We start from the raw sequence: 14,620 nt of genomic DNA, 5'->3' as shown, positions 1-14,620 counted from the left end.
TTGCGGCTATTCTAACACTGTTTGGCTCTCAAAAGCTGTGTGCTTTGCAACCTAGATCAAGTTATTAACTTTTAAATCAATGCTTAATTTGCACCCACCCAGTAACAGTGTTAAAAATTTGTTTGCTAGCGAAAACTACAATTATAAACCGAGCACTCAGTGCTTGGCATCTCATAACGACATCTTACTTACCCCCTCCTTCTGGAGGGTTTTTTTTGCTTATTTTTCAGCAAGATAATTAAAGATCGCCACAAGTATGCTCGATAAGTTCCCGCGCAATTGTTCCCTTCGGCGCCACATCGGGTAATGCGTTAAAGTCAAACCAACGTGCATCGCTTAGCTCGCTATAATCCGGTTTGAGTTGCCCGGAATGGTATTCCGCGACAAATCCCATCATTAAACTAGATGGGAATGCCCATGGCTGACTGCCGAAATACTCGATATTTTTCACGTTTATCCCGGTCTCTTCTTTGACTTCACGAGCAACGCATTGCTCCAATGTCTCACCCACTTCGACAAAACCCGCAATTACGGTGTACATACCGTTTCGGTGCCTTGGATGTTGAGCCAGTAATATTTGCCCCTGCTTACGGACGGCAACAATGATGCATGGGAAGATGCGCGGATAATGCAACGTTCGGCAATCACCGCACTGCACCGCAAGTTGATTGTGATTGAGATGGTTTCGACCGCCACACAGTGGGCAAAAACGCATGCTCTGAGTCATGTGACTGTATTGCACCGCTTTGCTAAGCAAAAGAAATAACTCTTGAGGAAAATGAAGGCATTCTCGCAGAGAAATCAGCTCAATGCCTTGCTCTACATCAGCCGCGTTAAGCCACAATACTGGCGCGTTATTGTAGCGACCAATTTCTATTGCAGAGCTTGTTGGCAGAGATAAGTCCTGTGCACTAGCGAAAGGAATCGCATTATCAACCAACCAAACGTCACTTCCTGATACAACGCACCAATAACAATTTTGCGTACGGTTTGTGTCACTTTTATTTAACATTCCACCCCCTCTTCACTTGCAGTTCGTCTATTTTACTGGCAATCTAAATTCATACCAGAGTTTGTAGTCCATCAATTTTGAGACTATAAATTCTAGTAAGGACAAGAGCTTGTATCTCTGCACACGCTTTAAGCTCAAAGCTTAATGGTCACCCAAGAAGTGACCCGATCATGAGGATATGGTCATGCTAAATAGATTCAAACAGACACAAGAACAATGGGGTGGCTCCAGCGAAGTCATCGATCACTGGCTTGAAACCCGCCAGTCACTTATCGTTGAATATTGTAAGCTAGGCTCCCTACAACCCGTCAATGGTCATGCGAACGTTGTCGAACTTCCTTCCCCGAAAGAGATCAGCTCATTCTGCGATCATGTTGTGGACTACATCTCCGAAGGCCACTTCAAGATCTACGATATGGTGATGGAAAAGTGGCAAGCAACCGGCTTTAAAACCAACGATGATATCGATGCCACTTATGCCAAGATCGTTTTAACCACCGAACCTCTACTTGAGTTTAATGACAAATACGTCAAGGTGAGCGCAGACGATGAGCTACCGAGTTTCGAAGTGGACATGTCAAAAGTGGGTGAGCTACTCGAAGTGCGTTTTGAGGTAGAAGATAACCTCATTCAGCTTATTGCCGACAGTTTAGCCATTCCGCCAGGCGCATAAGCGAGAAGCGAGAAGCGAGAAGCGAGAAGCGAGAAGCGAGAAGCGAGAAGCGAGAAGCGAGAAGCGAGAAGCGAGAAGCGAGATTTAATCTTGAGGGTTGACGTGTATACGTCAACCCTTTTGCGTTTTTAGAACGGTCATCAACTTAGGATTGCTCAACATGAGTCAAAAGCTAACCTTTGCTTTAATACTGTCATCCCCGAGAGGGAGGAGCGACCGAGTTGAGCATCTCTTAAAGCGAGTCGAAAATAAACAGAGATTCCCTACTCGCTCCTTCGTCACTCTATGAATGACACCTCCCACAATAACTATAATCATCACCCTTAAGAACAGTACTTTCTCTTTCACCATAAACAAAAAAGGCACCCGAAGGTGCCTTTTATCATTTCTTAGCTAGCGATTACTCGTCTGCAGAGAAGCCTGCGTTAAGTAGTGCTGCAAGGTTGTCAGTCGCTTGTTCAGCTGAAGGACCTTCTTGCTCTTCTGCACGCTTAGCTTGACGCTCTTGGTGGTAAGCGAAACCTGTACCTGCTGGGATTAGACGACCAACAATTACGTTTTCTTTCAGACCACGTAGCTCATCACGCTTACCAGAAACTGCTGCTTCTGTTAGTACGCGAGTTGTCTCCTGGAACGATGCCGCAGAGATGAACGATTCAGTTGCTAGAGACGCTTTAGTGATACCTAATAGGTCACGTTCGAAGCGCACAAGCTCTTTACCTTCAGCTTCTAGCTGACGGTTAGCAATCTTAACGTTCGCGTATTCAACCTGCTCACCCACTAGGAACTCTGTAGAGTCACCAGCGTGTGTGATTGTACACTTACGTAGCATCTGACGAACGATAGTCTCAATGTGCTTATCGTTAATCTTAACGCCTTGGAGACGGTATACTTCTTGAACTTCGTTCGCGATGTATTGAGTCACAGCGTGGATACCACGTAGACGTAGAATGTCATGTGGAGTTTCTGGACCATCTGCGATCACATCACCACGTTCAACTTTCTCGCCTTCGAATACGTTAAGCTGACGGTGCTTAGGAATCATCTCTTCGTAAGCGTCGCCGCCGTCACGAGTGATTACTAGACGACGTTTACCTTTCGTCTCTTTACCGAAGCTCACAGTACCTGTGTGCTCAGCAAGAATCGCAGGTTCTTTCGGCTTACGTGCTTCGAATAGGTCAGCTACGCGAGGTAGACCACCGGTGATATCTTTGTTACCGCCAGATTTCTGAGGGATACGTGAAAGTGTATCACCCACACCTACTTCAGCGCCGTCTTCGATGTTAACGATAGCTTTACCAGGTAGGAAGTAGTGAGCTGGCATTTCAGTACCAGGGATCATTACGTCGTTACCTTGCTCATCAACAAGTTTGATAGCTGGACGCATATCTTTACCTGCTGCTGGGCGAGCTGCCGCTTCAGTTACTTCGCTTGAAGATAGACCTGTTAGGTCATCTGTTTGACGAGAAACTGTTACACCGTCGATCATGTCTACGAACTGGATGCGACCTGCCACTTCAGTGATGATTGGCATAGTGTGCGCTTCCCAGTTAGCTACTGTATCACCAGCTTCAACTGAATCGTTGTCGCCTTTAGATAGTAGAGAACCGTAAGGCAGTTTGTGTTTCTCTTTCGTACGACCGAACTCATCAATGATAGTTAGTTCAGATGCACGAGAAGTGATAACAAGCTTGCCATCTTTGTTCGTTACATACTTAGCGTTGTGTAGCTTAACTGTACCAGTTGTCTTAGCTTGGATGCTGTTCTCTGCTGCTGCAGTAGATGCCGCACCACCGATGTGGAACGTACGCATCGTAAGCTGTGTACCCGGTTCACCGATAGACTGAGCAGCGATTACACCAACTGCTTCACCTTGGTTCACTAGGTGACCACGTGCTAGGTCACGACCGTAACACTGTGCACAACAACCGAAGTCTGCATCACAGGTAACAACTGAGCGCACTTTCATGCTATCTACTGAGTTGTCTTCCATGATCTGACACCACTTCTCATCAATCAGAGTATTACGTGGGATCAGAACTTCTTCAGTACCTGGCTTAAGAACGTCTTCAGCAACAACACGACCTAGTGCTAGCTCAGAAAGTGCAACTTTAACGTCACCACCTTCGATGTGCGGCATCATGTCAACACCTTCGTGGGTGCCACAGTCATGTTCATGTACTACAACGTCTTGAGCAACGTCTACTAGACGACGAGTTAGGTAACCCGAGTTCGCTGTTTTCAGTGCCGTATCCGCAAGACCCTTACGAGCACCGTGCGTTGAGATAAAGTACTGAAGTACGTTTAGACCTTCTTTAAAGTTCGCAGTGATCGGCGTTTCGATGATTGAGCCATCTGGACGTGCCATCAGACCACGCATACCTGCTAGCTGACGAATCTGAGCTGCAGAACCACGTGCGCCCGAGTCGGCCATCATGTAGATGCTGTTGAACGACTCTTGCTGCTCTTCTTCACCTTCACGGTTTACTACCGTTTCAGATGAAAGGTTTTCCATCATCGCTTTCGCTACGCGATCGTTGGTCGATGCCCAAATATCGATCACTTTGTTGTAGCGCTCACCCGCAGTTACAAGACCAGATTGGTACTGTTCTTGAATTTCGCGAACTTCTGCTTCCGCTTCTTCAATCTCAGTGTATTTAGCTGCAGGTACAACCATATCGTCGATACCAACAGATACACCAGAAAGTGCAGCGTAAGCGAAACCTGTGTACATGATTTGGTCAGCAAAGATTACCGTGTCTTTAAGACCTAGCTTACGGTACGCTTCGTTAAGTAGGTTAGAGATTTGCTTCTTACCTAGCTTTTGGTTAACGATGCTGTACGGTAGACCTTCCGGTACGATTTGCCATAGCATTGCACGACCGATAGTTGTATCAACCATCTTAGTCTCTGTAGTGCTATTACCATCTTCGTCTTTAACAGTCTCAGTGATACGAACTTTAACGCGAGCGTGTAGCTCAGCAGTCTTAGTGCGGTATGCCTTCTCAGCCTCAGCTGGGCTAGCAAGGTACATACCTTCGCCTTTCACGTTGATCTTGTCACGAGTCATGTAGTAAAGACCCAATACAACGTCCTGAGAAGGTACGATGATAGGATCACCTGACGCTGGCGACAGAATGTTGTTTGTCGACATCATCAGAGTACGAGCTTCAAGCTGTGCTTCTAGAGTTAGAGGCACGTGAACCGCCATTTGGTCACCATCGAAGTCGGCGTTGTATGCCGCACACACTAGTGGGTGAAGCTGAATCGCTTTACCTTCGATTAGTACTGGTTCGAACGCCTGGATACCTAGACGGTGAAGTGTAGGTGCACGGTTCAATAGTACTGGGTGTTCGCGGATTACTTCGTCTAGGATATCCCAAACGATCGCTTCTTCGCGCTCTACCATTTTCTTAGCAGCTTTGATTGTAGTCGCAAGACCACGAGTCTCTAGCTTGCTGTAGATGAATGGTTTGAATAGCTCAAGTGCCATCTTCTTAGGAAGACCACACTGGTGCAGACGAAGGTATGGACCTACTGTGATTACAGAACGGCCAGAGTAGTCTACACGCTTACCTAGAAGGTTCTGACGGAAACGACCTTGTTTACCCTTGATCATATCAGCAAGAGATTTCAGAGGACGCTTGTTCGAACCTGTGATCGCACGACCGCGACGACCGTTATCTAGAAGTGCATCAACAGACTCTTGCAGCATACGTTTTTCGTTACGTACGATGATGTCCGGAGCAGCTAGCTCTAGAAGACGCTTCAAACGGTTGTTACGGTTGATTACGCGACGGTATAGGTCGTTCAGATCAGAAGTCGCGAAGCGACCGCCGTCTAGTGGTACTAGAGGACGTAGATCTGGCGGAAGTACCGGAAGCACAGTTAGGATCATCCACTCTGGGTTGTTACCAGATTGAACGAACGCTTCAACTAGCTTAAGACGCTTAGTGATCTTCTTACGCTTAGTCTCTGAGTTAGTAGACTGAAGCTCTTCACGCATCTCTTCGATTTCAGCAGGCAGATCCATAGACGCAAGTAGGTCTTTGATCGCTTCTGCACCCATCTTAGCCGTGAACTCGTCACCCCACTCTTCTAGACGATCTAGATACTCTTCTTCAGTAAGCATCTGAGATTTCTCTAGATCAGTCATACCTGGTTCAGTTACTACGTACATTTCGAAGTAAAGAACACGTTCGATATCACGTAGAGGGATATCCATTAGTAGACCGATACGAGACGGTAGTGATTTTAGGAACCAGATGTGAGCAACTGGTGAAGCGAGCTCGATGTGACCCATACGGTCACGACGAACTTTAGTTTGTGTAACTTCAACGCCACACTTCTCACAGATAACACCACGGTGTTTCAGACGCTTATATTTGCCACAAAGACATTCGTAGTCTTTTACTGGACCAAAGATACGCGCACAGAACAGACCATCACGCTCAGGCTTGAACGTACGATAGTTGATCGTTTCAGGTTTCTTAACTTCACCGAAAGACCATGAACGAATCATGTCTGGTGAAGATAGACCGATTTTGATTGCATCAAATTCTTCGGTCTTATGCTGCGCTTTTAGAAAGTTTAATAAGTCTTTCACAATCAGCTCCTGTAAGGAGTTAAAAGGAGCTCACCCGCAAAAGTGAGCACCTTCTACCAAATAATCGTATTCTCTAAAGAGAAAGGATTACTCTTCGTCTTCTAGCTCGATGTTGATACCTAGCGAGCGGATCTCTTTCAACAATACGTTGAACGATTCTGGCATGCCAGGTTCCATGCTGTGGTTGCCATCTACGATGTTCTTATACATCTTAGTACGGCCGTTAACGTCATCCGACTTAACTGTTAGCATTTCTTGAAGCGTGTAAGCAGCACCGTATGCTTCTAGTGCCCATACTTCCATCTCACCGAAACGCTGACCACCGAACTGAGCTTTACCACCAAGTGGTTGCTGAGTTACTAGGCTGTACGAACCAGTTGAACGAGCGTGCATCTTGTCATCAACAAGGTGGTTCAGTTTCAGCATGTACATGTAACCAACAGTTACAGGACGCTCAAACGCATCACCTGTGCGACCATCAAATAGCGTTAGCTGACCAGATTCTGGTAGGTCACCTAGTTTTAGAAGCTCTTTGATTGAAGATTCGTTCGCACCGTCAAATACTGGAGTTGCGATCGGTAGACCACCACGTAGGTTCTTGATCAGCGTACGAACTTCATCATCAGATAGAGACGCAATGTCTACTTTCTGACGAGTTTCACCAAGATCGTAAACCTTCTGTAGGAAGTCACGGAACTTAGCTAGCTCTTGCTGCTCTTTCACCATCTGGTTGATCTTGTCACCGATACCTTTCGCTGCCAGACCTAAGTGTACTTCTAGGATCTGACCGATGTTCATACGCGATGGTACACCCAGTGGGTTTAGTACGATGTCAACTGGCTGACCTTTCTCATCGTAAGGCATGTCTTCAACAGGGTTGATCTTAGAGATTACACCCTTGTTACCGTGACGACCCGCCATCTTATCACCAGGCTGGATACGACGTTTAACCGCTAGGTAAACCTTAACGATTTTCAGTACGCCAGGTGCTAGATCATCACCTTGTGTGATCTTACGACGCTTAGTTTCAAACTTCTTATCGAAGTCAGCTTTTAGCTCATCCCACTGCTCAGCAAGTTGCTCAAGCTGTGACTGTTGCGCATCATCTTCAAGCGTTAGCTCTAGCCATTTCTTACGATCGATAGAGTCTAGCTTCGCTTCAGTGTAACCACCGTCGATTAGTACAGCTTTAACGCGGTTTAGAAGGCCACCCTCAAGAATCTGGAATTCTTCAGTTAGGTCTTTCTTCGCTTCTTTCAGCTGCATCTGTTCAATTTCAAGTGCACGTTTGTCTTTTTCAACACCGTCACGAGTAAATACTTGAACATCGATGATCGTACCTGACACTGAGTTTGGTACGCGTAGAGACGTATCTTTAACGTCTGACGCTTTCTCACCGAAGATAGCACGTAGTAGCTTCTCTTCAGGCGTTAGCTGAGTTTCACCTTTAGGCGTTACTTTACCTACAAGGATGTCACCGCCTTTCACTTCCGCACCGATGTAAACGATACCTGACTCGTCTAGTTTAGACAGAGCAGACTCACCTACGTTTGGAATGTCAGCTGTGATTTCTTCAGCACCAAGCTTAGTATCACGCGCCACACAAGATAGCTCTTGAATGTGGATCGTAGTGAAACGGTCTTCTTGAACTACGCGCTCAGATACTAAGATCGAGTCTTCGAAGTTGTAACCGTTCCAAGGCATGAATGCGATACGCATGTTCTGACCAAGCGCTAGCTCACCAAGGTCTGTTGAAGGACCATCAGCAAGAACATCGCCACGTGCTACTGGTTCACCCGGCATCACACATGGACGCTGGTTGATACACGTGTTTTGGTTCGAACGAGTGTATTTAGTTAGGTTGTAGATATCGATACCCGCTTCACCAGGGATCAGCTCGTCTTCGTTAACTTTAACAACGATACGAGAAGCATCTACAGACTGGATTACACCACCACGTTTCGCTACCGCTGTAACACCAGAGTCAACTGCGATGTTACGCTCGATACCAGTACCAACTAGAGGCTTATCAGCCTTAAGTGTTGGAACTGCCTGACGTTGCATGTTGGCACCCATCAATGCACGGTTCGCATCATCGTGTTCTAGGAACGGGATAAGCGATGCAGCGATAGATACAACCTGGTTAGTTGCAACGTCCATGTAGTCAACATGTTCGCGTGGGTGTAGGCCAGATTCACCTTTCTGACGAGCAGTGATTAGCTCTTCAGAGAATGTACCTTCTTCAGTAAGAACAGTGTTCGCCTGAGCGATAACGTACTGACCTTCCTGAATAGCAGATAGGTAATCTACTTCGTCTGTTACTACGCCACCTACAACACGACGGTATGGAGTCTCTAGGAAACCGTACTCGTTACAACGTGCAAACGCAGATAGAGAGTTGATCAGACCGATGTTTGGACCTTCCGGCGTTTCGATAGGACATAGACGGCCGTAGTGAGTTACGTGTACGTCTCGAACTTCGAAGCCAGCACGTTCACGAGTTAGACCGCCAGGACCCAATGCAGAAATACGACGCTTGTGCGTTACTTCTGATAACGGGTTGTTTTGGTCCATGAACTGTGAAAGCTGTGAAGAGCCAAAGAATTCTTTAACCGCAGCAGAGATCGGCTTAGCGTTGATAAGATCTTGAGGCATGATTGCATCAAGGTCACCAAGGCTTAGACGTTCTTTAACAGCACGTTCAACACGTACTAGACCAACGCGGAATTGGTTTTCTGCCATTTCGCCAACAGAACGGATACGACGGTTACCTAGGTGGTCGATATCGTCCACTTCACCGATGCCGTTACGGATAGCGATCAGCTTCTTCATCACTTCAACGATATCAGTTTCGTCAAGTGTGCCTTGCTCTTGAGCATCTTCACGTTCGATAGAGCTGTTGAACTTCATACGACCAACAGTCGATAGATCATAACGCTCTTCAGAGAAGAATAGGCTTTCGAATAGTGATTCTGCAGCTTCTTTCGTTGGCGGCTCGCCCGGGCGCATCATGCGGTAGATTTCTACCAGTGCAGAAATACGATCAACAGTGCTGTCGATGCGTAGTGTTTCTGACATGAATGGACCGTGGTCTAGATCGTTAGTAAATAACGTCTGTAGAGCTTTGTGGCCTGCCTGAGAAAGGTTAGCTAGTGCTTCAAGGCTGATTTCTTGGTTTGCACCAACAATGATCTCGCCAGTCGCTTCGTTGATGTAATCTTGCGATGCAACTTTGCCTACGATGTACTCAACTGGTACTTCGATATGCTCAACGCCATCTTTTTCAAGCTGACGGATGTGGCGTGCAGTTACACGACGACCTGTTTCAACGTAAGTCTTGCCGTTAGCTTCGATATCGAATGACGCAGTTTCACCACGTAGACGATCAGGAACAAGCTCCATAAGTAGAGTTTGATCTTTAACTTCGAAGTTCACCTTCTCAAAGAAGATGTCCAGGATCTCTTCTGTCGTCTTACCTAGTGCGCGAAGAATGATAGATGCTGGTAGCTTACGACGGCGGTCGATACGTACGTATAGGTTATCCTTAGGATCAAACTCGAAATCAAGCCATGAACCACGGTAAGGAATAACACGTGCGTTATAAAGAACTTTACCTGATGAGTGGGTCTTACCCTTATCGCTGTCGAAGAATACGCCAGGGCTTCTGTGCAGCTGGGATACGATAACCCTCTCGGTACCATTAATTACAAAAGTACCATTGTCTGTCATAAGCGGAATTTCGCCCATGTAGACTTCTTGTTCTTTGATATCTTTTACGGTGCCTGCCGGCGCGTCTCTATCAAAAATAACTAGGCGCAGTTTAACGCGTAGTGGCTTTGAGTACGTTACGCCGCGAATTTGACATTCTTTAACATCAAATACTGGCTCACCAAGACGGTAGCTAACGTATTGCAGCTCAGAGTTGCCGTTGTAGCTCTGAATCGGGAATACAGAACGGAAAGCAGCTTCAAGACCGTATTGACCCTCAGGATCCTGTTCGATGAATTTTTCGAACGAATCGAGCTGGATCGATAGCAGGTATGGAATGTCCAAAACTTGTGGACGAGTACCAAAGTCCTTACGGATGCGCTTTTTCTCGGTATAAGAGTAAACCATGGGGTTCCTCAGCTCGCTGATAAGTGACCCAAACTGTCTCCAATCGTTATGAGACAGTGACTGAAAATCTGTTTGATAGTAGTGACATACCATTAAGAGATAATGACATGTTTTTTGCTAGGAACTTGGGTGCTCAAACAGCGGAAAAATCACCCAACCCCTACAGCGCAAAAAGGCCGGTGGTTATAAAACCACCAGCCATTAGCCGTTAGGCTAAGAAGCTTAAGTAATAATTACTTAACAACAACAGTTGCGCCAGCTTCTTCTAGCTGAGCTTTAAGAGCTTCAGCTTCATCTTTCTCGATGCCTTCTTTTAGTGGAGCAGGAGCTGAGTCTACTAGACCCTTAGCTTCTTTAAGGCCTAGGCCAGTTGCGCCACGTACTGCTTTGATTACAGCAACTTTGTTGCCGCCAGCAGATTCTAGGATTACGTCGAATTCAGTTTGCTCAGCAGCAGCTTCGCCTGCAGCAGCGCCGCCAGCTACAACAGCAGCAGCAGCAGAAACACCGAATTTCTCTTCCATTGCTTCGATTAGTTCAACAACTTGCATTACAGACATTTCTGCAACTGCGTCTAGGATTTGCTCGTTAGTGATAGACATAACAATTCTCTTTTAAATCAACAATAAGTTTAAATAGCAACCAGTGAAAAGCAAGGCTTAAGCAGCAGCTTCTTCTTTTTGGTCGCGTAGTGCAGCGATAGTACGTACCAGCTTGCCTGCAGAAGCTTCTTTCATGCACATCATTAGGCGTGCGATAGCTTCGTCGTAAGTTGGTAGTGTCGCTAGTACTTCAGCGTCAGTTAGCGCGCCTTCAAATGCAGCAGCTTTGATCTCGAAGTCTTTGTTCTCTTTAGCGAAGTCTTTGAAAAGACGCGCTGCAGCACCTGGGTGCTCGTTAGAGAATGCGATTAGAGTAGGACCAGTGAAAGTGTCAGTTAGACACTCGTAGTCAGTACCTTCAACCGCACGACGCATAAGCGTGTTACGAACAACACGTACATAAACACCAGCTTCACGAGCTTGTTTACGTAGTGAAGTCATAGCACCAACTTCAACGCCACGAGAATCAGCTACAACTGCAGAAAGTGCACCACTGGCAGCTTCGTTGACTTCAGCAACAATTGCTTTTTTGTCTTGAAGGTTTAAAGCCATCTTGGATTTACTCCTGGTTGTCGTTACACCACTCACTATCATCACGACAGTGAGAGTTATTTAGGTGCTTCCCAGAAGAAAGTAACTATTTGCATAGAGCTTTCTGTCAGTTCGGGCACCATCTACGTAGGAAAATTAAGTTTACAAAAGCAAACACCTACGGTCTTGGACGGAGACTGGGTCATAATTCAGACTAAATTCTTGCGAATTTAATGAACCAAAGTTCAGCCCCAACCACAAATATTAGGCGCAAAATTATACATAAACTTTGCGCCTAAGTAAATAAGTGTGTCGTAAAATTAATTACGCAACTGTGTTCAGGCTACCCTGATCAACAGCAACACCAGCACCCATAGTAGTAGAGATGCTTACCTTCTGAAGGAATGTACCCTTAGCAGAAGACGGCTTAGCTTTCTTCAGAGCAACTAGAAGAGCTTCTAGGTTCTCTTTGATCTGCTCTGCAGAGAAGTTTGCTTTACCGATAGTAGTGTGGATGATGCCGTTCTTGTCGTTACGGTAACGAACCTGACCAGCTTTAGCGTTCTTAACAGCTTCAGCAACGTTAGGAGTTACAGTACCAACTTTAGGGTTTGGCATTAGACCGCGAGGACCTAGGATAGTACCTAGTTGACCTACAACGCGCATTGCATCTGGAGAAGCAACAACTACGTCAAAGTTCATTTCGCCTTTCTTCACTTGCTCAGCAAGATCTTCCATACCAACGATGTCTGCGCCAGCTTCTTTAGCTGCTTCAGCGTTTGCACCTTGAGTGAACACTGCAACGCGGATTTCGCGGCCAGTACCGTGAGGTAGTACAGTTGCACCACGTACGTTCTGGTCAGATTTACGAGCATCAATGCCTAGGTTAACAGCAACGTCTACAGACTCAACAAATTTAGCAGTAGCTAGTTCTTGAAGAAGAGCAACAGCTTCGTTGATTTCGTATTCTTTAGTTACGTCAACTTTTTCGCGGATTACGCGCATGCGCTTAGTTAGTTTAGCCATCTTATTAACCCTCTACCACTAGGCCCATTGAACGAGCAGTACCAGCGATTGAACGCTTCATTGCTTCGATGTCAGCACCAGTCATATCAGCAGCTTTAGCTTCTGCGATTTCTTGGATTTGAGCGTCAGTTACAGTACCCACTTTTTCAGTGTTTGGACGACCTGAACCAGACTTAACGCCAGCAGCTTTCTTAAGAAGAACAGCAGCAGGTGGAGTCTTAGTTACGAACGTGAAAGAACGGTCGTTGTATACTGTGATAACAACTGGAGTTGGTAGACCTTTCTCTAGAGATTCTGTTTTTGCGTTAAACGCTTTACAGAATTCCATGATGTTAACACCGTGTTGACCTAGTGCAGGACCAACTGGTGGACTTGGGTTTGCCATACCAGCAGCAACTTGTAGCTTGATGTAAGCTTCAACTTTCTTAGCCATGATTATTCCTAATTTTGGGTACAAACGCTAATCGGCTGATCAGCTCCCCGTTGATATAAATACTTTTTACTTCAGCTGTCACTTTCGTTTCAGCCAAAATAATAAGGCGCGAAATTATAGTCATAATTCGCGCCCTAAACAACCCTGTTAAGGTGTTTTTTTAATCAAGTTTTTCAACCTGACCAAACTCAAGCTCAACTGGTGTCGCACGACCAAAGATCGATACAGACACTTTTACGCGGCTCTTGTCATAATCCACTTCTTCAACAGTACCGTTGAAGTCTGCGAATGGACCGTCAGTAACACGTACAACTTCACCCGCTTCGTACATAGTACGTGGACGAGGAGCTTCACTTGCTTTCTCTAGACGGTTAAGAATCGCATCAGCTTCTTTATCAGTGATAGGAGCTGGACGATCAGAGGTACCACCAATGAAGCCCATGACACGCGGCACACTGCGTACTAAGTGCCATGATTCATCGTTCATGATCATCTGAACAAGGACGTAACCAGGGAAGAACTTGCGTTCAGATTTACGACGCTGACCAGCGCGCATTTCAACTACTTCTTCAGTAGGAACTAGTACTTCACCAAACAGCTCTTCCATGCTGTGCATTTTGATATGCTCGCGAAGAGATTGGGCTACACGGCCTTCAAATCCAGAGAAGGCTTGAACCACATACCAGCGTTTTTTTGGAGCTTCACTCATGAATTAAAACCCTCTATACCCCAGTTGCTAGAGCTACAAGACGAACCATAATGCCGTCAATACCCCATAGCACTAGAGCCATTACAATACTTACAGCTAAAACGATCAGTGTTGTTTGCATAGTTTCTTGGCGTGTAGGCCAAACAACTTTACGTACTTCCATACGAGATTCTTTTGCAAACTCGATCGCAGCTTTACCTTTAGTTGTTGTAGCAGCAACACCAAGTGCCGCAGCAATTAGTACAACAACACCTGCAGCGCGAATAACTACAGACATCTCACCGTACAGGTAATTACCCACAACAGCGGCAGCTAACAGAGCAAAAGTGACAATCCACTTAAAGATATCTGCGCCATTTGAGCTCTCAGGAGTTTCAGCATTATTTGCTTTCATAAAACCAACCTGTCTAAGTCTTAATATAGACGACAACAACCCCGCTGTTGCAGGGCAAATCCATGAAACGACAATCTTAATGAATTGACGTACTCTTTTTATTGATCAAGACGCAACACCTCGACCAAAAAATTCCTGCTAAACACCTATTTGGATAAGAAACCAACAGGCATTTTATTTAGTGCAGAAAAAGGGCATCAAATGATGCCCTTTTTGCTACTGGTTCGTCAAATCTAATTAATAGATTTTCCGAAGTCTTTAGCTAATTCGTAAGAATTAGTCGAAGATCTTAGCAACAACACCAGCACCTACAGTACGGCCACCTTCACGGATAGCGAAACGTAGGCCTTCATCCATTGCGATTGGAGCGATTAGCTCTACTTGCATTTGGATGTTGTCGCCAGGCATTACCATTTCTACGCCTTCTGGTAGAGAGATATCACCAGTTACGTCAGTTGTACGGAAGTAGAACTGTGGACGGTAGCCTTTGAAGAACGGAGTATGACGGCCGCCTTCGT

Annotated in this window: 11 protein-coding genes; 1 reads left to right on the top strand and 10 read right to left on the bottom strand. The window is 45.9% G+C overall.

Annotated elements, in window-relative coordinates; translation table 11 throughout:
* Window positions 1-238: 238 nt before the first annotated feature.
* On the bottom strand, window positions 239-1,012 hold the full coding sequence (gene nudC / locus ELS82_RS20105; protein WP_134837062.1) for an NAD(+) diphosphatase: 774 nt from the start codon (window positions 1,010-1,012) through the stop codon (window positions 239-241).
* A 178-nt stretch (window positions 1,013-1,190) separates the two neighbouring features.
* Here nudC and rsd point away from each other — a divergent pair, with 178 nt between their 5' ends.
* Complete coding sequence (gene rsd, locus ELS82_RS20100) at window positions 1,191-1,685, top strand: sigma D regulator (protein WP_134837061.1); 495 nt, start codon at window positions 1,191-1,193, stop codon at window positions 1,683-1,685.
* Window positions 1,686-2,085: 400 nt separating this feature from the next.
* On the opposite strand, the gene rpoC is transcribed toward rsd, so the two are convergent.
* The 9 genes from rpoC to ELS82_RS20055 form a co-directional block, all read right to left on the bottom strand.
* Complete coding sequence (gene rpoC / locus ELS82_RS20095) at window positions 2,086-6,291, bottom strand: DNA-directed RNA polymerase subunit beta' (protein WP_134837060.1); 4,206 nt, start codon at window positions 6,289-6,291, stop codon at window positions 2,086-2,088.
* 87 nt (window positions 6,292-6,378) lie between these two features.
* Window positions 6,379-10,407, bottom strand: a complete 4,029-nt coding sequence (rpoB, locus tag ELS82_RS20090; protein WP_134837059.1) for a DNA-directed RNA polymerase subunit beta — start codon at window positions 10,405-10,407, stop codon at window positions 6,379-6,381.
* Window positions 10,408-10,640: 233 nt separating this feature from the next.
* Window positions 10,641-11,009 (bottom strand): 50S ribosomal protein L7/L12, encoded by a 369-nt coding sequence (gene rplL, locus ELS82_RS20085; RefSeq protein WP_053441452.1) that lies wholly within the window; start codon window positions 11,007-11,009, stop codon window positions 10,641-10,643.
* Window positions 11,010-11,066: 57 nt separating this feature from the next.
* Complete coding sequence (gene rplJ / locus ELS82_RS20080) at window positions 11,067-11,561, bottom strand: 50S ribosomal protein L10 (protein ID WP_004415880.1); 495 nt, start codon at window positions 11,559-11,561, stop codon at window positions 11,067-11,069.
* 303 nt (window positions 11,562-11,864) lie between these two features.
* Window positions 11,865-12,566 (bottom strand): 50S ribosomal protein L1, encoded by a 702-nt coding sequence (rplA, locus tag ELS82_RS20075; RefSeq protein WP_134837058.1) that lies wholly within the window; start codon window positions 12,564-12,566, stop codon window positions 11,865-11,867.
* Window positions 12,567-12,570: 4 nt separating this feature from the next.
* Window positions 12,571-12,999: a 50S ribosomal protein L11 gene (rplK, locus tag ELS82_RS20070; RefSeq protein WP_134837057.1), complete on the bottom strand. Its 429-nt coding sequence runs from the start codon at window positions 12,997-12,999 to the stop codon at window positions 12,571-12,573.
* 160 nt (window positions 13,000-13,159) lie between these two features.
* A complete protein-coding gene (nusG, locus tag ELS82_RS20065; RefSeq protein ID WP_004415884.1) occupies window positions 13,160-13,708 on the bottom strand; it encodes a transcription termination/antitermination protein NusG in 549 nt (182 codons plus the stop codon).
* 13 nt (window positions 13,709-13,721) lie between these two features.
* Window positions 13,722-14,102, bottom strand: a complete 381-nt coding sequence (gene secE / locus ELS82_RS20060; RefSeq protein ID WP_004415886.1) for a preprotein translocase subunit SecE — start codon at window positions 14,100-14,102, stop codon at window positions 13,722-13,724.
* A gap of 276 nt (window positions 14,103-14,378) precedes the next feature.
* On the bottom strand, window positions 14,379-14,620 hold a 242-nt coding region (locus tag ELS82_RS20055; RefSeq protein WP_038889594.1), incomplete at its 5' end, for an EF-Tu C-terminal domain-related protein.

This window comes from Vibrio ouci, from assembly GCF_004551525.1.
Lineage (GTDB): Bacteria > Pseudomonadota > Gammaproteobacteria > Enterobacterales > Vibrionaceae > Vibrio > Vibrio ouci.
The sequence above is the reverse complement of the archived record's forward strand: the minus strand, read 5'-3'. Positions and strand labels throughout refer to the sequence as shown.